Source organism: Mesorhizobium sp. ES1-6 (assembly GCF_020164775.1).
Taxonomy (GTDB): domain Bacteria; phylum Pseudomonadota; class Alphaproteobacteria; order Rhizobiales; family Rhizobiaceae; genus Mesorhizobium.
The window spans coordinates 41136-63490 of record NZ_JAIUGU010000008.1 but is presented as its reverse complement, the minus strand read 5'-3'; the positions used below and the strand labels follow the sequence as shown (position 1 = coordinate 63490).

Genomic DNA, 22355 nt, shown 5'->3' with positions numbered 1-22355 from the left:
CTCACGTTCTCGCCCCTGCCTGGAGCCGGTAGCGGTCGAGGGCGACCGCCACGATGATGACCAATCCCTTGATGATGTACTGCCAGATGTCCGAGACACCGGCCAAGATGAGCCCGTTGGAGAGCACCGCGATGATCAGGCCGCCGATCAGCGTGCCCCAGATCGAGCCGACGCCGCCGACGAAACTGGTGCCGCCGAGGATGACGGCGGCGATGGCGTCGAGTTCGTAGCTTTGCCCGAGTTGCAGGCCGTTGGCGGCGTATAGCCGAGCCGCCGACATGGCGCCGCCGAGGCCGGCAAGCAGGCCGGAAACGCCATAGACGAAGAGCAGCACCAGCGGCACCTTGATGCCGGTCAGCCGGGCGGCCTCGGCATTGCCGCCGACGGCATAGATCCAGGTGCCGAGCACCGTGCGTTTCAGCACCAGCCAGGACAGCACCACCACCGACAGCGCGATGATGACCAGCCAGGGGATGCCGAGCACCGAACCATTGCCGATGAAGTCGAACGGCAGGTCGGAATTGAACACCGTCGTGTCCTGCCCGAGCAAGCGGGCAACGCCGCGCACGGCGGTCAGCGAACCCAGAGTGACGATGAAGGGCGGCAGCCTGATATAGGCGATGAGCAGCCCGTTGATCAGCCCGAAGCCGAGCCCGGCCAGGATGGCCGCCGGCACGCCGAGCAGGCCCCAGTCCGGCACCAGCGACACCAGCACCGCCACCATGGCCGCGGCGGCGAGGATCGAACCGACCGACAGGTCGATGCCGCCGGTCAGGATGACGAAGGTCATGCCGGCGGCCAGCACGATGTTGATCGACGATTGCTGCGTGACGATCAGCAGGTTGGTGCCGGTGAGAAAGCGCGGGTTGATGAACTGGAAGCCGGCCGCCAGCAGCACCAGCACCGGCAGCATGCCAAGCGCCGCAAGCGCGGTGCGCAGCCGCCGGTTCCTGGCCACCGCCTGGTCCACACTCTTCGTCCCGGTCGTCCTGTCTGTCATCGCTGAGACGCTCCCGTCGCAAGTTCCATGATCGCTTCCTGGCGAAGCGGTTCGCCTTCCGACGCCGTCACCTCGCCAGCGATCGCACCATCGCGCATCACCAGCACGCGGTCGGCGACGCCGATCACCTCGGGCAATTCGCTTGAGATCATCAGGATGGCGATACCCTTGTTGGCGAGATTGTCGATCAGCCGGTAGATTTCCGACTTGGCGCCGACGTCGACGCCGCGTGTCGGCTCGTCGAGGATGACGACCTTCGGCTCGGTTTCGAGCAGCCGCGCGAGCAGCACCTTCTGCTGGTTGCCGCCCGACAGCGAGCCGGCATTGGCTTGCGCGGAGCCGGTGCGGATGGAGAGGTCCGCAATGGCCTTCGCCGCACGCCTGTCCGCAGTGGTGAAGTCGCGCAAGCCGCCGGCCCGCGCGTCCCTGGCCAGCACGCCCATGCTGATATTGTCGGAAATCGACATGTCGAGGAACAGGCCGAGTTCCTTGCGGTCTTCGGTGAGGTAGGCGATGCCGGCATCGAGCGCCTCGCCCGGCGAGCCGATGGCTATGGGCCTGCCGTCGAGTTCCATCGTGCCGGCGCTGCGCTTGTCGGCGCCGAAGATCAGCCTGGCGAGTTCGGTTCGGCCAGAACCGACGAGACCCGCCAGCGCCAGCACCTCACCGTGATGGAGGTCGAACGAACAGTCCTTCAGCAGGCGCCCGTCGGACATGCCGCGCACCGAGAGCGCGACAGCGCGCTTCTCGCCCGGCGGGCGATGGTCCTTCTTGTAGAAGGCCGAGAGATCACGGCCGACCATCATCGACACCAGCCGCGAGGCGCTGAGGTCGGCGCGCTCCAGCGTCCCGACATAGCCGCTGTCGCGCAGCACGCTGACGCGATCGGCGAGTTGGTAGACCTCTTCCATGCGGTGGCTGATATAGATGATGGCGATGCCTTGCGTCTTCAGCGTCGCGATCACCTCGAACAGAAGGTCGGTCTCGCGCGAGGTCAAGGACGTGGTCGGCTCGTCCATGACGATGATGCGCGCATTGGTCGAAAGCGCCCGGGCGATCTCGACCAACTGTCGTTCGCCGAGCGACAGGCTGGAAACCAGGGCGCGCGCCGAGAACGAGACGCCGAGCCGCGCGATGATTTCGCCAGCGCGACGGTTGCACTGGTCACGGTCGACGATGCCGAAGCGGCGGGGTTCATTGCCGAGGAAGATGTTCTGCGCCACCGTCAGGTTCGGCGCCAGCGACAGCTCCTGGTAGATCACCGCGATGCCTGCGGCGCGCGCCTTGATCGGATCGCCGGTCGCGGCGGGCGCGCCATCGATGAGTATCTCGCCCCCCGCATCCGGCCGATAGGCGCCGGACAGCACCTTCATCAACGTCGACTTGCCGGCGCCGTTCTCGCCCATCAGCGCGTGCAGTTCGCCGGCATGGACGCTGAGCGAGACGTCCTGCAGGGCACGGATCGCACCGAAGGTCTTCGAGATGTGGCGCATCTCCAGCACCGGCTGGCGCGTCGCCTGCGTCTGCACGGCCGCGCTCATCGCGCACCACCCGCAGCCTTGACGGCGGCGCCATGTCCGGCAGCGACGCGATCGCGCCAGGCATCGCGATAGCCGGCGAGGCCACTGAATTCTGTCGCCCGCACCGGCTCCGGCGGCTCGGCGGCGAAGTCATGACCTTCGCTCTCGAAGGCGAGCGCTGCCGCACCCGTGGCGCTGCCTTCCAGCGAGGCGCCTTGCAGGAAGGTCTGGCCGGGACGCAGTTGCGCCAGCAGCCCGGCAAGCAGGCCGCCCGTGTTCAGCCCGCCATCGACGATGACGGTATTCTGCGAACTAATGAGATCGAGGCAGAGATCAATCATCAGCGCCACGTAAAGCAGCGCCACCGCCGCGCTCTGCCCGTCACTGGGCTTACCGCCGATGATTTCGCCGCGATGGCTCGGCATTGGCCCGCCCGGCGCGAAACTGGGCAGCGCCATGAGGCGAGCATCGAGCGCCTGCTGTATCGAGCCAAGCGGGATCGCGCCTTGCCAGCCGCCGCTGATGACGGCGAATTCGCGCCCGCCCATGAAGCGGATGGTCGGCACCGGACCGCCGTCGACATCGACATTGACCAGCATGTCGCGCTCACGGTCGAGCGCTTCGAGCGGGCAGTCGGGATTGAGCACGACGACCCAGGTGCCGGTCGAGACGACGGTCAGCGGTCCAAGGCCTTGCCGGCGATAGGCATGCAGTGCCGCATTGGAGTCGTGGACGCCATTGTGGATCGCGATCGATCGCTTGATATCGCCGAAGCGCTGCTCGCCGATGACGGTGCCGGCACGTTCGAAAGCCGGCATCTGGCCGCGCCAGCCCTGGGCGTCGACCAGCGAGGAGAAATCACGTTCGCGCGGCGCCCACAAATGCGAATGGCACCCGAGATAGGAGACTTCCGAAACCGGCCGCCCGCCGAGGCGCCAGCTCCAGTACTGGGGATAGCCGAGGATCGATGTCGCTGCCGTAAAGGCATCGGGATCGACCTCCTGCAGCCACAGCATGTGGCGGCCATAGTTAAAGCCGAGCGGCAGGCGCGGCGAAAACGTCTCGGCAAAATCCGGGATGCGGCGGTCGATCCGCGCCGCGATCTCGGCCGGTGGCTCCTGTTCGTAGTCGAGGATCGGATGCGTCAGCGCCTTGTCGCCGACAAGGGCGAAGGTGCAACCATGGCCCGACACCATCACCCCTTCGACACCATGGTTTTCGACCGCGTCGGTGACGGCACCGAACGCCCAGTCATGGAGGGCGGCTTCGTCAAGCACGCTGAAGCCGCCTTGGTGCGTCCATTTCGGCTGCGTCCTGCGTTCGTCCAGGATGCGGCCGTCCTGGCTGAAGACGAACAGCTTCGAATTGGTCTTGCCGAAGTCCAGCACCGCCACATTCACGGGGTCGCTCCCGAGGTAGCAGCAATCCGCACCATGACGCCGGCGTCCTCCAGCATGCGCGCATCGGCATCGGAGAGGCCGTCATCGGTGACCAGCGTGCCGATGCGCGACAGCGGCAGCGCGACGTTGCGCGCGTGGATCGAGAGTTTGCGGCTGTCGGCCAGCACCACGATCTGGTCGGCGCAGAGGCTGAGATCGGCAATGGAGCGGACCAGCAGCGGATGCGATTCCAGCAGCCCTTCCTGGTTGAGCCCTTGCGTGCCGAGAAAGAATTTCGAGGCATAGAAAGGCGTCGCCTGGGTCGGCGAATGGATGATGCCGGGTTCGCGGTGCAGATCACCGCCGGCGACCGTCAGGCTGCAATGGCCATGGTCGCTGAGATAGGCAGCGAGCGGCATCGAATTGGTGTAGAGTCGGATGTTGCGGTCGGCGAGCTTGACGCCGAGATGGAAGCAGGTCGAGCCGCCGTGGACGATAACCGCGTCGCCGTCGCGCACCATGGTCGCGGCGACGGTTGCAATCTGCCGCTTGGCCTCGACGGCGAGGTCCCGGTTCTCGTCATAGGGCCGGGCATAGGCAACGCCCGCATGCGAGGCGCCATCGAGCGCCGATATGCCGCCATAGACCTTGCGGGCTTCACCGGCCTCGTCGATCCGGTCGATATCACGCCTGACCGTGGCTGCCGAAACGCCGAGCCGCTCCTGCAACTCGCGCACGGAGGCGAACGGGCGCTCCCGGAGCAATTCGACGATCTGACGCTGGCGGCCGAAGTCGCTCAACTCTTCCTCCCTGATGCCATTTTCTACGGCAACTGGTGCAACTTACTCAACATTAGTCGGATTGCAAGCTAGTTTTGACGATAGTAGATCACCATTGACGTAGATCACTCATATCTGCGATATCAACGCCAGCAGCGGCCCGGCGACGGGATTTCGTGCAGACGTTGGAGGAAAGGCGCCGTGGCAACCCAAGCTGATGCACAGGAACTGGCTTCCCTGCGGGCGCTCTCGGCCAGCATCGGGCTCAATCCCCATATGACACAGGCGGCGGGCGGCAACACTTCGCTCAAGGCCGGCGACACGCTGTGGATCAAGGCCTCGGGCACCTGGCTGAAGGATGCGCTCAGCGACGACATCATGGTGCCGGTGGCGATGGCGCCGCTGCTCGAGGCGGTCGAACGGCGCGATCCAGCCGCCGACAAGCCACAGGCCTTCGCCATCGAAGACCTCAATCCGCGTGGCCTGCGGCCGTCGATCGAAACCACCGTGCATGCCTTGATGCCGCAACGCGTGGTTTTGCATGTCCACTGCGTCGACACGATTTCGCTTGCAGTGCAAGCCGATGGCGAGACCGAGGTCGCCAGGCGGCTCAGCGGCATCGAATGGGCCTGGGTACCGTATTTCCGTCCGGGCCTGCCGCTTGCCCGCGGCATTGCCGAGAAGCTGCGGCCTGGGGTCGACGTGCTCATCCTTGGCAATCACGGGCTGGTGGTCGCTGCCGAAACCGTCGCCGGGGCCGAGGCTTTGCTGCACCGCGTCCGGTCGCTCCTGGCACGGCAGCCGCGCGCGACCGCCGCGCCGGATATCGCCGCCTTGACGGCGCTAGCCGACGGCTACCGATTGCCGGCGGATGTCGAGGCGCACGCGGTCGCCCTCGATCCGGAAAGCCTTGGCATGGCCGAGGCCGGCAGCCTTTATCCGGACCATGTCATCTTCCTTGGCCAGGGCTCGGTCGTTGCGAGGCCGGGCGAAGACGTGGCCGGCGTCACCGCGCGGCTCGGCGCGGCGCCCCCGGCAATCCTGTTTCCCGGTGCCGGCGTGCTGATGCGCGGCGACGCCAGCGCAGGTGCCGACGCCATGCAACGCTGCCTCGCCGACGTGACCGCGCGCGTCGACAGCAAGGCGCGGCTGAACTATCTCACCGCCGCCGAGAATGGCGAACTGGTCAACTGGGACGCCGAGCAGTATCGCCAGAAGCTCAACGCCGCCAACACGGCCTGACAAGGACGGACGACATGACGCCACTTGTCGTCGGCATCGATATCGGCACCTCTGGCGCCCGCGCCGTCGCCATGCGCCAGGATTTTTCCATTGTCGGCCAATCCGCCGTGCCTCTCGACAGGTTTGGCCAGAACCCTCGCGACCCCTCGGTATGGTGGCAAGCGGTCCAGGCGGCGCTGGCGGAACTGCTTTCTGGCGTCGACCGCGCCGCGATCCTCGCTGTCGCCATCGACGGCACGTCGGGCACGCTGCTCCCGGTCGACATTGATGGGCGGCCTCTGGCCGAGCCGCTGATGTACAATGACAAGGTCGATGACGCCGCCATCCTGGCGGCGATCGTCCGCGAGGCGCCGGAAGCGAGCGCCGCCCACGGGGCGACTTCAGGCCTCGCCAAGGCTTTGCGGTTCCAGCATCAGCCCGGCATAGCGGCGGTGCTGCACCAGGCCGACTGGATCGCCGGCAACCTGTCCGGACGCTTCGATGTCAGCGACGAGAACAATGCGCTCAAGACCGGCTATGACGTCGAGCAGCGCCGCTGGCCGGACTGGATCGCGGCCACCGGCATGCGCATGGATTTGCTGCCTGATGTCGTCGAGCCGGGCGACGTCACCGGCACGCTCACCGCGGCCGCTGCCGAGCTTTTCGGCCTGCCGCGCGATGTGGTCGTGGTTGCCGGCACCACCGACGGCTGCGCCTCGTTCCTGGCGACGGGTGCGACAGCGGCCGGCGACGGCGTCACCGCGCTGGGGTCCTCGCTCACCATCAAGATCCTGTCCGACCGGCCGATCTCGGCGCCGCGCTTCGGCATCTACAGCCATCGTCTTGGCGACAGCTGGCTTGCTGGCGGCGCCTCGAATTCCGGCGGCAAGGTGTTGGCCCGGCATTTTCCGCTCGCGCGGATCATCGAACTCAGCGCGATGATCGACCCCACGACCGAAACCGGCCTCGACTATTATCCGCTTGGAACGGCCGGCGAGCGGTTCCCGATCGCCGATCCGGCCTTGCCGCCGCGTCTCACCCCACGGCCTGCCAACGACGCCGATTACCTCAAGGCGATGTTCGAGGGCATGGCGGCCATCGAGGCGCTGGGCTACGGCAGGCTGGCCGAACTTGGAGCGCCCGCCCTGACATCGGTCCGAAGCGTCGGCGGCGGCGCCGCGAACCCGGTATGGACGGCGATCCGGCAGCGCAAGCTGGGCGTCGCTTTCCTGCCGGCCCTCTCGGACGAAGCGGCCGCCGGTACGGCACGGCTGGCGCTGAAGGGTGCAAGCGAGGCAGGCCTGTTATGAGTGCCAAAAGCATCGAACATCTAGACGGCATCGGGCCGCTGGCGGAGCGCTACCAGGTCTTCCTGCTCGACCAGTTCGGTGTGCTGCATGACGGCCAGGCCCCCTACCCCGGCGCGGTGGCGGCATTGTCGGCGCTGAAGCGCGCCGGCAAGACGGTGGTGCTGATTTCCAATTCCGGCAAGCGTGCCGGTCCGAACGAGGATCGCCTGCTGAAGCTCGGCTTCGCGGCCGGCAGCTGGGACCATTTCGTGTCCTCCGGCGAGGTGGCGTGGCGGCGTTTCCACGAAATGGCGGCGACCGGGGCGTTGCGGCCCGGCACCAAATGCCTGCTGATCAGCCGCGACGGCGATCGCAGCGCGATCGAAGGCCTGCCTTTCGCGCTGACCGAAGCCGGCGAGGATGCCGAACTCGTGCTGATCTCGGCCAGCGAAGGCGACCGCCACGACCTCGACCGCTATCGCCGGCTGCTGGCTCCGGCAGCGGTGCGGCAAGTGCGCTGCTACTGCACCAATCCAGACAAGGTCATGCTGACGGCGGTAGGGCCCCGCTTTGGCGCGGGCGAGATCGCCGATCTCTACGAAAGTCTCGGCGGCGGCGTCACCCGCATCGGCAAGCCCTTTCCGGCGATCTTCGATGCCGCGCTCGCCCTGGCAGGCGAACCGGAGCGCGCCAGCGTGGTCTGCGTCGGCGACAGCGTCGAACACGATATTGCGGGCGGCAACGGTGTCGGCATCGCCACGGCGCTGGTGTCGGGTGGAATATTGGCCGACACGGCCGACCTCGCCGCCGTTTTCGACGGGCACAAGGCCTGGCCGGACTACATCACGGGATCGTTCAGCTTTCGCTGACCGCTTCGAGCATGCGCCTTGCGCTTTCCTCGTCGGTGATCAGGATCGTCGGCGCAATCAGGTTCATCGCTCCCAACAAGGCCTCGATCTTCTCCGCCCCGCCCGAGGTCAGGATACGGATTGGCGCCTTGCGCAGCCGGTCGACATCCACCGACATCACATGGTTGTTGACGGGATGGTCGACCAGATCGCCATTGCGGTCGTAGAAATGGAACAGCAGGTCGCCGACGGCGCCGCGCGCCAGCAGTGCCTCGCGGTCCGCTTCCCTGAGGAAGCCGCCGCGCGAGAAAGTGGTGGCCGAAGCAATGCCGCCGACACTCAGCAGAACGGCATCGAGCGCGTCGGCCATCTCAAAAACCTCCTGCAGGCCGCAGCGTTCGATCAGCGCGATCTTGGTCTCGACGCTGTCGACGACGGCTGGCGTCGGCATCAGATAGCCGTCGCCCTGGAAAATCTGGGCAAAGCGCCAGGCGAACTCGGCCGGGTTGACCCGGCGCGCGACGCCAACGCCGCCAAGCAGCGAAATCACCTTGAAATCGGTCAGCGATTTGGCGCTGATGAACGGCAAGGTGTGGAACAGCGTATTGCCCCAGCCGACGCCGACCTGCATGCCGGACTTCATCGCATCTGACAGGAACATGCCGGTCTTGGCGGCGATCGCCGGGATCGGATCGGCGTTGGCCGCGGTCAACGGCGCCACCAGCGCCTGCTGCAGGCCGAAGGTCCTTTCAAGCGCTCGCTCCAGCCGCACGATCTCCAGAAGCTCGCTCTCGATTGTGATCTTGACCTCGTTGCGCGACCTGGCCTCCGCCAGCATGCGCACGATGGTGACGCGGCCGACGCCAAGCACATCGGCGATCTCGTTCTGCGTCATCTGCTCGACGAAATACATCCAGGCGGCGCGGATCCGGAGGCGGTCTGTCCGGCTCTCGCTGACGACCTGCTCGGCCGCTTCGGCTCCTGCTCGCCTCTCGTCGGCCCGCCTTTCCTCGATTTGTCGTCCCCTGGCCAAATCATCCCTCCCCCGCGGCGACGGGCGCGTGGCCGCTGCCGATTCTGCATGCTGGTCTAGTATCGCCTATTGATCTACCAATCGATAGGAACAATGTAGAGGTGGTGGCCGGCCCACCGCGGCTGGTCCCGCACGGCACATTCGAGGCAAACCGCGATGCTCCGACAAATCTCCGAAGACGTCCGCGTCAACCTCAAGGACCGGCTGCGGGAAGTCCGCGACATCATCCGCCAGAGCCGCCATGACGGCGCCAGCGAGGCCAGCCTGCTGCGCGAAGCGACCAGCCATCTGCCGCCATTTCCGGGCAAAGGCATCGAAGGCCTGCTCAGCCATGCCGCCAGTGCCGTCGACGAAGCGCTGTCGATCGCCGAATCCTTCGTCCCGCATGAACGCCCGATAAGGGTAGACGGAACGACGGTGAAAGGTCTCGGCACCTATTTCCCGGCCGGGGACGAAGAACAGCAGTTGAGCGCCGAGCGCCTGTTCCGGCGCGACATGTATTACCTGACCAAGGCGGTGCTTGCCGGGCTCAAGATCGACAATGCCCGTATCCATGAAGCCGGATTCGCCGCTGTCCATGCGGCCATGCGCAAACGGCGTGGCGAGATGTTGGCCGCGCTCACCGCGCCCGATGCTGGATTGCAGGCCATCGCGGCGACGTGTTCGGCGTTGCTGGTCGAGTGCCTTGGCCAGCGCCCGATCCGTTTTGGTGACGCCGCCCCGGACGCGGTGGCAATGGGTGACAAGGCGCTCGAGGTAAGCTGCCTCGCGCCGGTCGTCCTTGCCTGCGGTCTGGCGACAACCGGCCGCGATGGCGCGCCGGAGCCCGACATGCTTGAGATCGCGATCCTGGCCGCCGACATCCGTCGTGACCGCATCGTCCAGGCCTGTGCCAAGGCGAGCCCGGTCGACGAATTGACGCCTGTCTTCGCCACCTTGCTTGCCCACTTGCCGTAAGCTCCAGCAGCAGCGGTCGCGGAAACTACTCCCCGGCCGTCATGACCATGATCGTCTTCTTGGCGCGCTGGATCGAGGCCGGGCTCATCGACAGCTCGGTCAGGCCCATCTTCAGGAAGGCTGGAATGAGATCCGGCCGGCACGCCGCCTCGCCGCACATGCCCACCATGATGCCGGCGGCGACGCCGGCCTTGGCCGTCAGCTCGATCGCCGACATAACGGCCGGATTGGTGACGTCGTTGAGCTTGGCAACGGTCGGGTTGAGCCTGTCGGCGGCCATGATGTACTGGGTCAGGTCGTTGGTGCCGATCGAGAAGAAGGCAACCTCCTTGGCCAATGCCGGCGCGATCAGCACCGCGGCCGGGGTCTCGATCATCACGCCGAGATCGAATGTCGCGTGCGGCACGCCTTCGGCCTTCAGTTCGGCGGCGCATTCATCGACCAGAAGACGCGTCTGCCTCACCTCGCCGATATCAGACACCATCGGCAGCATCACCTTGATGTTGCCGTGTACGGCGGCCCTCAGCAGCGCCCTCAGCTGACGCTTGAAGATATCGGGCCGGTCGAGGCACATGCGGATGCCGCGCCAGCCGAGGAAGGGATTTTCCTCATCGGGAAACTCGATGCCGGCGATCGGCTTGTCGCCGCCGATGTCGAGCGTGCGCACGATGACCGGATAGGGGGCGAAGGCTTTGGCCAGCGCCGCATAGGTCTCTGCCTGCATGTCTTCCGACGGCAGGTGCATATGGCGCATGAACAGAAGCTCGGTGCGGAACAGGCCGACGCCCATGGCGCCCGCCTCCTGTGCTGCTTCGATCTCCTCCAGCGAGCCGATATTGGCCGCGACCTCGATCACCCTGCCGTCCGCCAGCTTCGGCGTCACCGTCTTGAAGGCGGTCAGGCCGGCACGCTCCTTTGCCGCCGCTTCGACACGGCCGGCGAAATCGGCGCGCGTCGCCGCGTCGGGATCGATGATCACCTGGCCACTATTGCCGTCGAGCGCCACCTCTCGCGCCGTGCGCAAGGCGTTGACCTGGTCGCCAAGCCCCAGCACCGCCGGAATGCCGTGCGAACGGGCGATGATGGCGATATGCGAGGTGGCGCCGCCATGGCCGCACACCACGCCGCCGATGCGTTTTAGCGGCGCGCGCGCCAGATCCCAGGCGCCGATATCATCGGCGATCAGGATCGCACCCTGCGGGATGTTTTCGAGGCTGACGTCGTCCTGTCCGAGCAGCACCAGGCAAATCTGCCGCCCGACCGCGTGGACGTCGTCCGCCCGCGCATTGAGATAATGATCGTCGACGGCGCTGAAATCGGCGGCGATGGTGGAAGCGGCGGTGATCGTGGCCGAGATCGCGTCATTGCCGCCCTTGATCGCCTTTTCGGCCTCGCCGGTCAGGCTGTCGTCGGCGGCGATATCCCTGAGTGCCGCGACGATGCCGCGGTCTCCCGCCGACAGACTATCCTGCGCCAAGGCCCGATCCATGCGCGCCTGGACGGCGGCGACGGCGGCGCGGAACCTGTCGATCTCGCCGGCGATTTCTTCCGCCTGCAGCATACGGCCCTGCCCGGCGATGTCAGGCGGGAAATGCGCGAAGGCCGGCCCGATGGCGACGCCCTCGCTTGCGGCAACGCCGCGCAAACCACCTGCATCCTCCGATGCCGCCGGCGCGGATTCGGTCGCCGGCGCGGGTGGCGTATCCTTGCCTGCGTCATTCGCCGGGATGTGGGTTTCTTCGTCTTCCAGACCCGCCTTTGGGTTCTCGAGATAGCCGATCAGCGCCTCGATCGCCTCGATCGCGTCGGCGCCGTTCGCCCGCACGGTGACTTCCTGGTTTTCCTTGACCGCCAGCAGCATCAGCTTGACCGAGCTCTTGGCGCTGACCGCCTTGCCGTCCTTGACCAGTTCGACGTCGGATTCGAAACCCTTCGCGAGCTTCACGAAGCGCGTGGCGGGGCGGGCGTGCAAACCTTCATGCACTCTGACGATGGTCGAGCGTTCCATGGCAAATACTCTGCTTTTTTGGGCGCCAAAGCCAGACTGGGCGGGGCGCGAGTGCTTTCAGGCGGCGATTGTGATGATCGCGTCTGTCTTCAGGGCGGCGACAAGCGCCTGGGCATCGACCGGCGATGCGCAGATCTCGCCTGGCCTCTCGGCCTCCGGGGCGCCGTTGAACGAGATGACGACGTGGCCCATTTCGAGCACCTTGCTCCAGGCGCTGGAGCCGACCGCGGTTATGACGGCTGAAACCGGGCCGATGGTGATCGAAGCGCCCTTCGCGGGCGCTCCGTCACTCGGGCCTTGCTCCGTCCTGTGCAGGACGGAGACTTCGGCAAGCTCGGGCGGCGAGCCATCCGCGAACAGGATGACCACGCCTCCTTCGGCAAGGTCCGCCACTTCGGGTCCGATTGCAGTGACCCGTGTCTTGAGAAGAACCGACATATGGCGAACCTCGTTGTTGTTGGTGTTTTTCAGAACACGATCAGGGAGACGACCCAGGCGATCAGCACCGAGACCGGACCCATGATCTGGCGGCTGATGAGCACCGCCGGAACGCCGATTTCGATCGTCTTGGGCTTGGCCTCGCCGAGCGCCAGACCGACGGGGACAAAGTCGCAGCCGACCTGGGTGTTGTAGGCAAACAGCGCCGGCAGGGCCATTGCCGGCGAAATCGTGCCGTTGGCGATCTGCGGGCCGATGATGGCGACGCCGATGACCTGCGCGATGACGGCGCCTGGTCCCAGGATGGGCGACAGGAAAGGCAGGCCGCAAATCGCCGAGATGACCAGCAGACCGACGATGTTGTTGGCCAGCGGACCCATCGGCTGCGCCAGCACGTCGCCGATACCGGTGTAGAGGATCAGGCCGATGAGCATGGTCACGAAGGCCATGAACGGCAGCACGTTGCGGATGACCTGGTCGATGGTGCGGCGGCCGGCATTGAAGAAAATGCCGACGACACGACCCATGACGCGGCCGATCGTGCTGATGAAACCGATCAGCCCGCCCTCGCTGGGCAGCGCCGCCGGGGTCGCGGTGTTGTTGGTAGAACTCATCGATGCTGCTCCCCCCGCAGTGGTGACCGCCTCGGAACCGTCGGCCATTGTGACGTCGGCCGGCTTGACGCCCGAAACATAAATATCCTCGGTGATGAACTGCGCGAGCGGCCCGGACTGACCGACCGGTGTCAGGTTGACGGTCGGGATACGCTTGCGCGGGTAGACGCCGCAGCGTGCGGTGCCGCCGCAGTCGACGACGACCACCGCCATTTCGCTTTCGATCGGCGGCGCCTTGAAGCCGTCGACGGCTTCGGCGCCGGTCATGTCGGCGATGAGCTGCGCCACCGGATGAATGCCGCCACCGGTGACGGAAACAACCTTGCTGCGCTGTTCGGTCGGCTCGATCACGAGCGGACCGCCCCACCCTGTTTTGCCCCGGGTGATCCTTACGGCTTTGTATGTCTTGGCCATGATGTCCTCCCCGCCCTTACAGCTCGACGCCCTGGCGGCGTGCCATGATGGCGGTGATGCGCTCGGTCAGCATGCCCTTGAGCAGAATGACGACGAGGCCGACGATGGCGTACCAGATCGCCACCTTGACGTGGTAACCGGCGACGACGGCGCCCTTCTTTTCCAGTTCCAGCAGCGCGACCAGAATGCCGCCCCAGACGAAATATTCGCCGGGGTTGATGTGCGGGAACAGGCCGAGCGGCGGATGCACGTAGGACACGGCCGCGTCATAGAAGGCGGGCTTGTGCTTCTCTTCCAGGAACGATCCGAACGTATAGGCCATCGGATTGGTGAGGAAGAACACCGCAAGCAGCGGCAGCAGCGTATAGCGCGTCAGCGCGATCCTGCCGGCGCCACGCGCCAGGCCATGAACGCGCTCTTCGCCGACCAGTTCGGTGACGGCGTAGAAGGCGGTCATCAGCACCACCAGCGTCGGAATGATGCCGGTGACGAAACCGGCGAACACTTCGCCGCCCTTCTGGAAGATGCCGATGAAGTACTTGCCGATGGCGGTCAGCCAGCCGAGCTGCTCTTCCTGCTGGACGTCCTTCAGCTTTTCCTTGAACTGGTCGACGGTAATCGGCCCGCTGTCGGCTTGCGCCAGGACAACGAGATGGTCGGAAGCATGCTCGACGGCGAGCTTACCATGCAATGCAGCATCCGAAACCATGGCACCCGCGACATGCAAATTGTGCACGGCCATGTCGGCATGCTGCGCCAACAACGAAAATACAGACATTTCTCCTCCTTATGCCGGCCCGCCGGGTGATCCCGGTCGGCGCACGGCCTCCTCTATGCCCTTGCTACGTTCAAACCGGACAGGCCCGGCTTCTTCCCCGGCTCCGACCGTGCTTTGTCGATCTGTTCGATCGCCCGCTTCACGGCCTCGGCCACACCGGGTTCCCCCTCCCCCATGATCGCAGGGTTGGACCGGAGTCGATCGAGGGGAACACCCTCGAATTCTTCATGTCGCTTGAATTTGGTGAAGACGGAACGGCCGCTCATCACCATCATGCGGCGCACGATCAGGTCGGGCGTAACCACGACCAGCGCGATCGTGCCCTTGGCAAATCGGCCGCGAAAATTGCCGGCGCCGACGAAGCCATCCTTGTATTGGTCGGTGACGCCACGGAAGACATCCGAATAGTGCCGCATCTGCAGCCAGACGCCGAGCGACTGCAACGCCCACACAATAACCAGCAGAAGCAGTCCCCACTGCCAAATCGCCATTCGGTTCTCCTCCCGAGCCTCAATTGAAGTGCACCTTGGACCGGCGCGCGACAACAGCAAAGTGAGAACATTTGTTTCCGTGAATGTCAATATGTATGATATTGGCCGTGGCCACGGTCATCCACAGGGCCGCCGCACGATTTCGGCGGCGGCACGTCTGTGCTAGCCTGTGATGAAACGGGATGCATGCAATGGAACTGCCCTTCAGGGATGAACTGGCCCTCATGCCCGACCTGCGCCACAGGTTGCGGCAGTTGCGCTGGTTCCGTGCCACCTTTCGCGGCAGCGCCAAGGTCGTTTCTGACACATTCGGCGTGCGCTTCGAAATCGACGAGGCCAAGCTGACCCGGGCTTTTCTCGACTGGGTCGAGGTCATGGAGGCGCAGAAGCGCTTTGCCGCGATCGACCGCGCCGACTTCATCGTCTTTGCCGCCGGCCTCGTGCTGCGCGAACTGATCAAGCAGGCACCGGCCAGGGAGATCTCCGGCCTTACCCACCTTATCGAAACGGATCAGAATGCCAGCACGCTGGACATCATCCGCTTCTGGCCGGAAGGCTTTCTCTACACCAACTACTGCGTCTCGGTGATTTCGGCGATCCATGAGCAGGAATTCGGCTCGGCGCCCAGCATCGACAAATGCGCCGACGACCTGCGCACATGGTGGTCCTATCGCGAGAACGTCACCGAGATGCCGGCCTATGCCGTGGCATTCCTCGACCGCTTCCTGGGCGCGGAACCGAACTGGATCACGCCCGATCGCGCCCAGTCCCGGCAAGCCATGCAGAGGGCGCTGGGGTCTTCCCGCGCCAGCGATGCGTTGCGACAGCTTTGAGCCATCGCCGGTTCGCATGTCCCCAAAAAACGCCGCACTATTGAACATTTGATTTTTTGCCGATAGCGATGTGCGAAATTTGACTTGAGGAGACGAGCGCGTGGCGCGAGCAAGGCCTATCATTTTCGATTGCGACGGCGTGCTGGTCGACAGCGAGCCCTTGGCCGCCAGGGCCTACGAGCGCGTCTACGAAAAGCACGGCATGCCGGGCGTTGGCGGCGGCATCATCGCCCAGTGCGTCGGCATGAAACAGGCCGACATCATCGTCAGGATCAGGGAATTGACCGGCCATCAGTTTCCTGCGGCCGCCGACGGCGATATCTGGGCCGAGACAAAAACCCTGTTTTCGCAGGAATTGAAGCCGACACCGGGAATCGCGGCATTCCTGGAAACGCTCGAAGGCGATCGCTGCGTTGCCTCGTCATCCTCCGTCGAGCGCATAAACCACAGCCTGGCCATCACCGGACTGGCACGGTTTTTCGGCGATGCCATCTACAGTTCCTCGATGGTCAAGAACGGCAAGCCGGCGCCCGATATCTTTCTGTTCGCCGCGGCAAGGATGAGTGTCAATCCGGCCGACTGCATCGTCATCGAGGATTCGCCCTTCGGCATCCAGGGCGCGGTCGCCGCCGGCATGACGGCGATCGGCTACACCGGCGGCGGCCACACCTATCCGGAGCATGCCGCGCGGCTGACGGCCGCCGGTGCCGATTTCGTCTGCGCCGACTGGCATGAAGTTAGCCGGCAATTGGTTGGACTTGGTGTCCCTGCCTGAGTAAGGGAAGCTAGAGAGGATGGTTTGGCGGCCAGTCGCTGCGTGGAATTTCGGCGCCGACTCGGAAGTTGAATGACAAGACCCTCGTCGCATCGGCATCCACCTCGCATCGGAAGCTCAGTTGGTACCATGTGGTTGTCGTGCTGAAAGCCGCTTCGGAGCGGTCGAGTACATTACCGGTCTTCAGCGGAATCGTCGGCAGCCATTTGGGAGAATAGTCGGCACCCTGCAGCTCCTGGTCCAGCACGTTGGCGCAAAGGGTCGCAACGCGCTGACTGCGAGGCACGCCACTCATGGAACTCGTGGCCAACGCGTCGCCGGTAGCGCCCTGCGAATAGAGTTTCCGAACCCCCGGAAGACCGGAATACATCGGTGATCCAGCACCTGCGTCGTTCGTGGAATTTGAGGCGGTGGCCTTCCCGGGCCGGGACTTCAGGGCCTTTTCGGACTTGAACTTCATCGTCTTGACGGCTTTGGCCTTCGGCTTTTCGGGCGCGGACCCGGGCTTGGCGTCGCTTTCGGTCGGCAACGGCTTTGGCGTTACGGCTGCTTGCTGATCGGCGGCTTTTGGCACAGCCTGCTGTTTGTCCGCGTCCTGCGTGACCTGCTTTTCCTCACTCGGCGTGGGCTTGGCGTCCGTCGGCTGGGTTGGCGCATTCTCGTCGGCCTTGCTCGCATCCGGCCGCTGCTCCGCGTTCACCGTCGCGGCAGGCTTGTTCTCGGCAGGCTTGGGCATGACAGGAGGCTTCGAAGCGTCATCCTTCGCAGGCGACGGCGCATTGTCCTTGGCCGCGGCCCCATCCAGGGATTTCTTCGGCCCTGTATCTTTATCGCCATACTGAAAAACGCGCTTCAAAGCCGTATCGTCAGGTTGTTTGCGCGGCTGTTCGGGCGGCTTTTCAACTTTCTGCTCGGGTGGCTTCTCAGCCTTCGGTTCCGGTGGCTTCTCGGCTTTGGGCGGCTGCGGCTTCGGTTTTGGCTGATCGGGCGGAGGCACGAGCGCGACACTTATCGGTTGCTCCTGCTGCGGCTCCTGAGAGGTTTTTGACAGGCCGTAAATGAAGAACGATGCGACAAGCGCATGCAGGATCAGCGATGCGGCCAAGCCCCAAAGAAGATTCCGGCGCCATTCGCGTGTCTCATCCTTCATCCTTTCCGATGTGGAATGAAATAGCGGCGGCTTCAAGCATAGGCTTGGAATTGACGCGATTTAGCCGCTGACAGCTTGGTGATCGCAGGCAGGCTAGGGTCGAATTCCGTCCAGAAACCGGTCCTGCAACCGGGTCTCCCCAAACCAGTTCAGCCGGTTGATGCTGACGAAACCCGCATCGATCGCCTCGTTTTCATCGCCCGGTTCGCTTGCATGGGCCCGGCCGCGCGGCACGGTGATGACCGTGCGATCTCCATCGGTCTCCACGATCTCGGCCTTGCGGCCGATCTTGTCGCGGCCGATGCGCGGTTGCCGGATTTCGGCCGGCAGCACGGTCGGCAGGTTGACGCTGAGCCAATGGCCTTCCCTCGCCCAGTCGGCGCGCGATTGCCACAATGAGCCAATCAGCGCGCCGAGCCATTGGTCGTCGCCATCGCTGAACTCAGGATTTTTCACACGCGAAAAACCGATTGCCGGCGCGCCCCAGAAGCTTGCCTCCCGGGCAATGCCAAGCGTGCCGGAATAGGCAATATCCTCGGCGACGTTGCGGCCATCATTGACGCCCGCCAGCACCAGATCCGGTTTTGCTTCCCGTGCGAAAAGCCACGTCATCGCACTCACCACGCAGTCGGCCGGCGTGCCCGAGCAGGAATACCAGTTCGTCTTGACGCGTTGCATCGTCAGCGGCCTGGCGATCGTCAGCGACGAGCCGGCGGCGGTGCGCTTGCCGTCGGGGGCGACCACCCAGACATCGTTGCTCAGCCCGCTGGCGGCATTGACCAGCCGAGACAGGCCGGGGGCTTCGATGCCGTCGTCGTTGCAGATCAGGATTCTCATTTTTTGCTCCCTTGCCCCACCGTGACACGGTGGCCTGTGCGGCATTGCGTGAGCAACGACGGGATATGGCTTTTCAAGTCGCCGAGCAGATCGGGCCCGCAGGAATGGCCCAGCGCCGCGGGGCGTCCCGCCTTCTCCCAGATGCCGACATTGCCCGACAGTGTCGGATGGGTGGGCATGCGTATCCAGTCCGCCCGACCGGCTTTGTTGAGGAGCTGACCCGGAGAGCCCGGCGGCAGATGCCCGGTGAGCAGCACCGGGTATCCGGCCTCTCCAGCACGCGGCAACAGCCTGGAGGACGGGCCGGCTTCGCCCATGCCGTCATCGGCCAGCAAGGGCAGCGCCGGCAAGGGCTCGCCATCGGCCCAGTCGGCTGCCTCCCGCAAGCGGCGCCGCAGAAACCCGGAAACGCCAGGCAACAGGGATGCTCCGGCGTCCATCTGCGCCTCCAGCGACGAGCGCATGCCGGCATGGATGGCGAACGGCCCCGGCAAGGCCGCGATCAATTCCAGTGATCGGCCCGACAGCGGCGTCGGCAGGAGGCAGCCCCGTGGGTGGCGCGCCACCCATTCGGAAATTTCTCGCGCCCGGGCAGCCCCCGGCACGGGATCCGCGCCGTAGGAAGCATCGAAGACCAGAAGGTCGCAGTGCGGGATCGTGTCCATGACGAAGACATTGCTGTCCGGCACCACATCGGCCGAATAGGCAATGCGGCTTTCCCCATCGTCGACGGCGAACCAGACGCCGCCCACGACATGACCTGAACGTCCCGTGCTGACCACGAGATTGCCGCTGGTGAGCGTGTCGCCCGGCTCGAAGAGTTCGATACGGTCTTCGGGCAAGGGAAATCGGCTGAAGTCGCCCGGTTCGGCATAGGCGGCAAGCGTCGCCGGCGCCTCGCCGCGGGTCTCCGCCGTCATGAAGATCGGGCCGGCATAGCCACGCGCCAATAACCAGCTCAGCGCGCCGACATGATCCTCATGGGCATGCGAGACAAACACTGCATCGATGTCGTCGACCGGCCCTTCCAGCGCCGGATAATATTCAGCCCCGGAAGCGCCGACCTTGATGCCGATGTCGAGCAGGATAAGCGTGCTTCCGCTCCGGACGGCGAGGCTGGTGCGGCCTTTTTCCCCAAAGCCGCCGAGCAGGTCGAGCATCATCACGATGCAGCCCCCGTCGCCGGGATGAGCCAGCCGGATTTTATCCGCAGACGCGCCTCGGTTCCGCTCTCCAGCGTCACGGGATCGGCTTGCTCGAAATGCAAGGTGAGGTCCGGACCAGCGGCGGGTGTGAATTCGATGCGCGCCGCGCCGCCCTGGTATATCGCCCGCTTGACCCGGCCGTCGAAGCCCGTGGCATCGGCCGAGACTTCGAGGTCGGCGGAGCGGCAGCAGATCTTGGCGCCGGCGCGCGGCCGCTCGCCGGGCCGGCAGCGAACCACAATCTCGGTTCCGAGAACCCTAACCTTGCAATGCCCGCCTTCTTCACCCGTCAAGACATCCGCCGGCAGCAGAATGCCTTGCGAAATGAACGACGCGACCATTTCGTTTGCCGGCTCATGATAAAGCTCGCGCGGCGTGGCAAGCTGCGCCAGGCGGCCATGGTCCATCACCGCGATGCGGTCGGCCAGCGCCATCGCCTCGGCCTGATCATGGGTGATGTAGACGATTGTCGTGCCGGTGCGCTTGTGGAAAGCGGCGAACTCGTCCTCCATCGAGGTCCGCAGATGCACGTCGAGATTGGCAAGCGGCTCGTCGAACAGCACCAGCGAGGGTGCCGCCACCAGGCAGCGCGCCAATGCCACGCGCTGGCGCTGGCCGCCGGAGAGATTGGCGGGCCTGCGCTCGCCCAGCCCCTGCAGATCGACCAAGGCCAGCGCGTCGTCCACTTTTTGACGCGCAACCGCCTTGTCGAGCTTGGCCACCTTCAGCGAATAGCCGATGTTCTCGGCGACGCTCATATGCGGCCACAGCGCGTAATTCTGGAAGACGATGCCGACACGCCGCTTTTCCGGCGCGACACTGCCGCCGCTGTTCGAAACGACATCGCTGCCGATGCGGATTTCGCCCGATGTCACTTTTTCGAAACCGGCCACCAGCCGCAGCAACGTCGTCTTGCCGCAGCCGGAGGGGCCGAGCACCGCCAGGAATTCGCCGTCAGCGACGTCGATCGAGACATCCTTCACCGCGTCGAAATCGGCGAAGCTCTTGGTCACATGGTCCAGGCTCAGTCGCGCCATGGCAGAACTCCGCTCGGAAGATGAGGGGCAAGCAGGTTGGTCACCAGCATCAGCACGAAGGTGACCGCGACCGTGATAACGGACATCGCCGCCGCGTAATTGGAATCGCCGCCTTGCTCGAAGGAGAACATCACCACGCCGATGGTCTCCGAGCCCGACGACCACAGCAGCGCCGAGACGGTGAGTTCGCTGAGCGCCGTCATGAAGATCAAAAGGCCACCGGCGACCGCCGCCGGCGCCACCAGCGGAAAGACGATGGTGCGCAGGCGCGTGAACAGGCCGGCGCCCGCCACCTGCGCGGCCTCTTCCAGCGCCCGGTCGATCTGGTGATAGCCGCTGATGGTCGGCCGCAACGCCAGCACCAGGAAGCGGGCGAGATAGGCATAAAGGATAATCCAGACGGTGTTGTAGAGCTGGATCCCGGTCAACGGGATCGGCCGCAGGAACAGGAGCAGCGAGGCGATCGCCAGCACCACGCCTGGCAAGGCATAGGGCAGTTCGACCGACAAATTGAGCAGCCGCACCCAGCGCTGCTTGCCCCAGGCGATCAGATAGCCAACCGGCACCGCGACGATGACCGCAAAGAAGGCGGCGGCGATCGAAAGCCAGAAACTGTTGAAGAAGGCGCGGTTGGCGGCATCATGCTCGAAAAGCACGAAACGGTAATTGTCGAGCGTCGCCGTCTTGGCGGTGAGCGCGATGCCGTAGCCCGGCACCAGCGAGGTCAGCACCAGCCCGAACAGCGGCAGGACCAGCACCAGCACGATGAGCAGCCACATGCAGGCCTGGACAACCGGCCGCCAGCGGCCAAGTTCATAGGGCTCGGCCGGCAGCGACGTCGAGGAGATGCGATAATCGCGGCGACGGCTCATCACCTCCTGGGCGAGAATACCGGCCATGGCGATGACGCCGATCAGCACCGACAGGAACGCGGTCTCGCCGAGCACGGCCGGACCGCCGCCGGCCAGCTTCTGATAGATGAGCGTCGGCAGCACCAGATAATTGGCGGGGATGCCCAGAAAGGCCGGAATGCCGAAATTGCCGACGCAGGAGACAAAGGCAAGTGCGGCGGCCGCCATGATCGACGGCGTCATCAGGGGCAGCACGATGGTGACCAGCACGGTGAACCAGTTCGCGCCACCGGCACGCGCGGCTTCGACCAGTTCGCGCGGCAGCTTGCGCAGGCCCGCGCGCACCAGCAGGAACACGAGCGGGCCATATTGTACGCCAAGCAGCAGGACGATGCCCGAGGTCGAATAAAGCGGGTTCTTGGTGCCGAGGGGCGGCGCCGCCCCGAACAGTTTTAGGAACGGGCTTGCCGGGCCGAACAGCTGCAGCCATGCCAGCGCCGTCACCTGCGGCGCGATCATCAAAGGCATGACGTAGCACAGCACGAGGGCGCTTCGGCCACGTATGTCGGTCAGCGAGACCAGCACGGCCACCAGCGTTCCCGACAGTACCGCCAGAAGAGTGCCGCCGATGCCGACGACCAGCGTGTGCCAGGTCGCGATCCAGGTTGCCGGGCTTTTCAACCCGGCCTCTACCGCCACGGTCGACAAGCTGCCGCCGGGTGCCACGATCTCCTTGACCAGGCGCAGCATGGGCAGCAGCGAAAGCAGCACGATGACGACGGCCACCGCCGCCGTCAGGACCATTTCCTGGCCCCGGCTCTCCCTGATACGTGTCGGCATGATTGCGTTTCCTGGGATCTATGCGCGCGGGCTTCGCCCGAAGCGGGCGGGATGCCGC

21 protein-coding genes are annotated in these 22355 nt (G+C 65.1%); 6 read left to right on the top strand and 15 right to left on the bottom strand.

The window, feature by feature from the left end:
- Position 1 precedes the first annotated feature (1 nt).
- The 4 genes from LB564_RS19885 to LB564_RS19870 are packed head-to-tail and all read right to left on the bottom strand — an operon-like array spanning position 2 to position 4699.
- Complete coding sequence (locus LB564_RS19885; RefSeq protein ID WP_224540294.1) at positions 2-1000, bottom strand: ABC transporter permease subunit; 999 nt, start codon at positions 998-1000, stop codon at positions 2-4.
- Entirely contained in the window at positions 997-2541 is a 1545-nt protein-coding gene (locus LB564_RS19880) for a sugar ABC transporter ATP-binding protein (protein ID WP_224540292.1), read from the bottom strand. The genes LB564_RS19885 and LB564_RS19880 overlap by 4 nt, the downstream gene beginning before the upstream one ends.
- On the bottom strand, positions 2538-3920 hold the full coding sequence (locus tag LB564_RS19875; protein WP_224540290.1) for an FGGY-family carbohydrate kinase: 1383 nt from the start codon (positions 3918-3920) through the stop codon (positions 2538-2540). Before LB564_RS19875 ends, LB564_RS19880 begins: the two co-directional genes overlap by 4 nt.
- Complete coding sequence (locus LB564_RS19870) at positions 3917-4699, bottom strand: DeoR/GlpR family DNA-binding transcription regulator (protein WP_224540288.1); 783 nt, start codon at positions 4697-4699, stop codon at positions 3917-3919. Before LB564_RS19870 ends, LB564_RS19875 begins: the two co-directional genes overlap by 4 nt.
- A gap of 180 nt (positions 4700-4879) precedes the next feature.
- Between LB564_RS19870 and LB564_RS19865 the strand changes: the two genes are divergently transcribed.
- From LB564_RS19865 to LB564_RS19855, 3 genes are read left to right on the top strand one after another with little or no spacing between them, the layout of a single operon-like run.
- Positions 4880-5920, top strand: a complete 1041-nt coding sequence (locus tag LB564_RS19865; RefSeq protein ID WP_224540286.1) for a class II aldolase/adducin family protein — start codon at positions 4880-4882, stop codon at positions 5918-5920.
- A gap of 14 nt (positions 5921-5934) precedes the next feature.
- Positions 5935-7209, top strand: coding sequence for an FGGY-family carbohydrate kinase (locus LB564_RS19860; protein ID WP_224540284.1), 1275 nt, complete (start codon positions 5935-5937; stop codon positions 7207-7209).
- Positions 7206-8057 (top strand): TIGR01459 family HAD-type hydrolase, encoded by an 852-nt coding sequence (locus LB564_RS19855; protein WP_224540283.1) that lies wholly within the window; start codon positions 7206-7208, stop codon positions 8055-8057. Before LB564_RS19860 ends, LB564_RS19855 begins: the two co-directional genes overlap by 4 nt.
- On the opposite strand, the gene LB564_RS19850 is transcribed toward LB564_RS19855, so the two are convergent.
- On the bottom strand, positions 8044-9069 hold the full coding sequence (locus tag LB564_RS19850; RefSeq protein WP_181173770.1) for a sugar-binding transcriptional regulator: 1026 nt from the start codon (positions 9067-9069) through the stop codon (positions 8044-8046). The two genes, LB564_RS19855 and LB564_RS19850, sit on opposite strands and share 14 nt — an antisense overlap.
- 156 nt (positions 9070-9225) lie before the next feature.
- Here LB564_RS19850 and LB564_RS19845 point away from each other — a divergent pair, with 156 nt between their 5' ends.
- The gene (locus LB564_RS19845) at positions 9226-10026 is read left to right on the top strand and encodes a hypothetical protein (protein WP_224540281.1); all 801 of its coding nucleotides are present in this window, start codon (positions 9226-9228) and stop codon (positions 10024-10026) included.
- Between the two features lie 25 nt (positions 10027-10051).
- Here the strand turns inward: LB564_RS19845 and ptsP are convergent, their stop codons facing one another.
- From ptsP to LB564_RS19820, 5 genes are read right to left on the bottom strand one after another with little or no spacing between them, the layout of a single operon-like run.
- A complete protein-coding gene (gene ptsP, locus LB564_RS19840; RefSeq protein ID WP_224540279.1) occupies positions 10052-12034 on the bottom strand; it encodes a phosphoenolpyruvate--protein phosphotransferase in 1983 nt (660 codons plus the stop codon).
- A gap of 57 nt (positions 12035-12091) precedes the next feature.
- The gene (locus LB564_RS19835) at positions 12092-12472 is read right to left on the bottom strand and encodes a PTS glucitol/sorbitol transporter subunit IIA (RefSeq protein WP_140708199.1); all 381 of its coding nucleotides are present in this window, start codon (positions 12470-12472) and stop codon (positions 12092-12094) included.
- Between the two features lie 29 nt (positions 12473-12501).
- Positions 12502-13500, bottom strand: a complete 999-nt coding sequence (locus LB564_RS19830; RefSeq protein WP_140708197.1) for a PTS glucitol/sorbitol transporter subunit IIB — start codon at positions 13498-13500, stop codon at positions 12502-12504.
- A 16-nt stretch (positions 13501-13516) separates the two neighbouring features.
- Positions 13517-14278 carry a PTS glucitol/sorbitol transporter subunit IIC gene (locus LB564_RS19825; protein WP_127279228.1) on the bottom strand — a complete coding sequence of 254 codons (762 nt, stop codon included), beginning with the start codon at positions 14276-14278 and terminating at the stop codon, positions 13517-13519.
- Between the two features lie 53 nt (positions 14279-14331).
- Positions 14332-14769, bottom strand: coding sequence for a transcriptional regulator GutM (locus LB564_RS19820; protein WP_140708193.1), 438 nt, complete (start codon positions 14767-14769; stop codon positions 14332-14334).
- A 191-nt stretch (positions 14770-14960) separates the two neighbouring features.
- Here LB564_RS19820 and LB564_RS19815 point away from each other — a divergent pair, with 191 nt between their 5' ends.
- Positions 14961-15602 carry a hypothetical protein gene (locus LB564_RS19815; protein WP_140708191.1) on the top strand — a complete coding sequence of 214 codons (642 nt, stop codon included), beginning with the start codon at positions 14961-14963 and terminating at the stop codon, positions 15600-15602.
- Between the two features lie 100 nt (positions 15603-15702).
- A complete protein-coding gene (locus LB564_RS19810) occupies positions 15703-16377 on the top strand; it encodes an HAD family hydrolase (protein ID WP_224540277.1) in 675 nt (224 codons plus the stop codon).
- Between the two features lie 10 nt (positions 16378-16387).
- Here the strand turns inward: LB564_RS19810 and LB564_RS19805 are convergent, their stop codons facing one another.
- The 5 genes from LB564_RS19805 to LB564_RS19785 form a co-directional block, all read right to left on the bottom strand.
- Positions 16388-17527: a DUF930 domain-containing protein gene (locus LB564_RS19805; RefSeq protein ID WP_224540275.1), complete on the bottom strand. Its 1140-nt coding sequence runs from the start codon at positions 17525-17527 to the stop codon at positions 16388-16390.
- A gap of 93 nt (positions 17528-17620) precedes the next feature.
- Positions 17621-18364: a 5'/3'-nucleotidase SurE gene (locus LB564_RS19800; protein ID WP_224540274.1), complete on the bottom strand. Its 744-nt coding sequence runs from the start codon at positions 18362-18364 to the stop codon at positions 17621-17623.
- Positions 18361-19527: an MBL fold metallo-hydrolase gene (locus LB564_RS19795; RefSeq protein WP_224540568.1), complete on the bottom strand. Its 1167-nt coding sequence runs from the start codon at positions 19525-19527 to the stop codon at positions 18361-18363. Before LB564_RS19795 ends, LB564_RS19800 begins: the two co-directional genes overlap by 4 nt.
- A complete protein-coding gene (locus tag LB564_RS19790) occupies positions 19527-20606 on the bottom strand; it encodes an ABC transporter ATP-binding protein (RefSeq protein WP_224540272.1) in 1080 nt (359 codons plus the stop codon). The genes LB564_RS19795 and LB564_RS19790 overlap by 1 nt, the downstream gene beginning before the upstream one ends.
- Positions 20594-22297, bottom strand: coding sequence for an ABC transporter permease (locus LB564_RS19785; RefSeq protein ID WP_224540270.1), 1704 nt, complete (start codon positions 22295-22297; stop codon positions 20594-20596). Before LB564_RS19785 ends, LB564_RS19790 begins: the two co-directional genes overlap by 13 nt.
- Between the last annotated feature and the right edge of the window lie 58 nt (positions 22298-22355).

Bases quoted from the DNA above. Each gene is read 5' to 3' on its own strand.
- LB564_RS19885 (WP_224540294.1), bottom strand. From the start codon at position 1,000: ATGACAGACAGGACGACCGGGACGAAGAGTGTGGACCAGGCGGTGGCC.
- LB564_RS19880 (WP_224540292.1), bottom strand. From the start codon at position 2,541: ATGAGCGCGGCCGTGCAGACGCAGGCGACGCGCCAGCCGGTGCTGGAG.
- LB564_RS19860 (WP_224540284.1), top strand. From the start codon at position 5,935: ATGACGCCACTTGTCGTCGGCATCGATATCGGCACCTCTGGCGCCCGC.
- LB564_RS19855 (WP_224540283.1), top strand. From the start codon at position 7,206: ATGAGTGCCAAAAGCATCGAACATCTAGACGGCATCGGGCCGCTGGCG.
- LB564_RS19845 (WP_224540281.1), top strand. From the start codon at position 9,226: ATGCTCCGACAAATCTCCGAAGACGTCCGCGTCAACCTCAAGGACCGG.
- ptsP (WP_224540279.1), bottom strand. From the start codon at position 12,034: ATGGAACGCTCGACCATCGTCAGAGTGCATGAAGGTTTGCACGCCCGC.
- LB564_RS19835 (WP_140708199.1), bottom strand. From the start codon at position 12,472: ATGTCGGTTCTTCTCAAGACACGGGTCACTGCAATCGGACCCGAAGTG.
- LB564_RS19830 (WP_140708197.1), bottom strand. From the start codon at position 13,500: ATGGCCAAGACATACAAAGCCGTAAGGATCACCCGGGGCAAAACAGGG.
- LB564_RS19825 (WP_127279228.1), bottom strand. From the start codon at position 14,278: ATGTCTGTATTTTCGTTGTTGGCGCAGCATGCCGACATGGCCGTGCAC.
- LB564_RS19820 (WP_140708193.1), bottom strand. From the start codon at position 14,769: ATGGCGATTTGGCAGTGGGGACTGCTTCTGCTGGTTATTGTGTGGGCG.
- LB564_RS19815 (WP_140708191.1), top strand. From the start codon at position 14,961: ATGGAACTGCCCTTCAGGGATGAACTGGCCCTCATGCCCGACCTGCGC.
- LB564_RS19805 (WP_224540275.1), bottom strand. From the start codon at position 17,527: ATGAAGGATGAGACACGCGAATGGCGCCGGAATCTTCTTTGGGGCTTG.
- LB564_RS19800 (WP_224540274.1), bottom strand. From the start codon at position 18,364: ATGAGAATCCTGATCTGCAACGACGACGGCATCGAAGCCCCCGGCCTG.
- LB564_RS19795 (WP_224540568.1), bottom strand. From the start codon at position 19,527: ATGATGCTCGACCTGCTCGGCGGCTTTGGGGAAAAAGGCCGCACCAGC.
- LB564_RS19790 (WP_224540272.1), bottom strand. From the start codon at position 20,606: ATGGCGCGACTGAGCCTGGACCATGTGACCAAGAGCTTCGCCGATTTC.
- LB564_RS19785 (WP_224540270.1), bottom strand. From the start codon at position 22,297: ATGCCGACACGTATCAGGGAGAGCCGGGGCCAGGAAATGGTCCTGACG.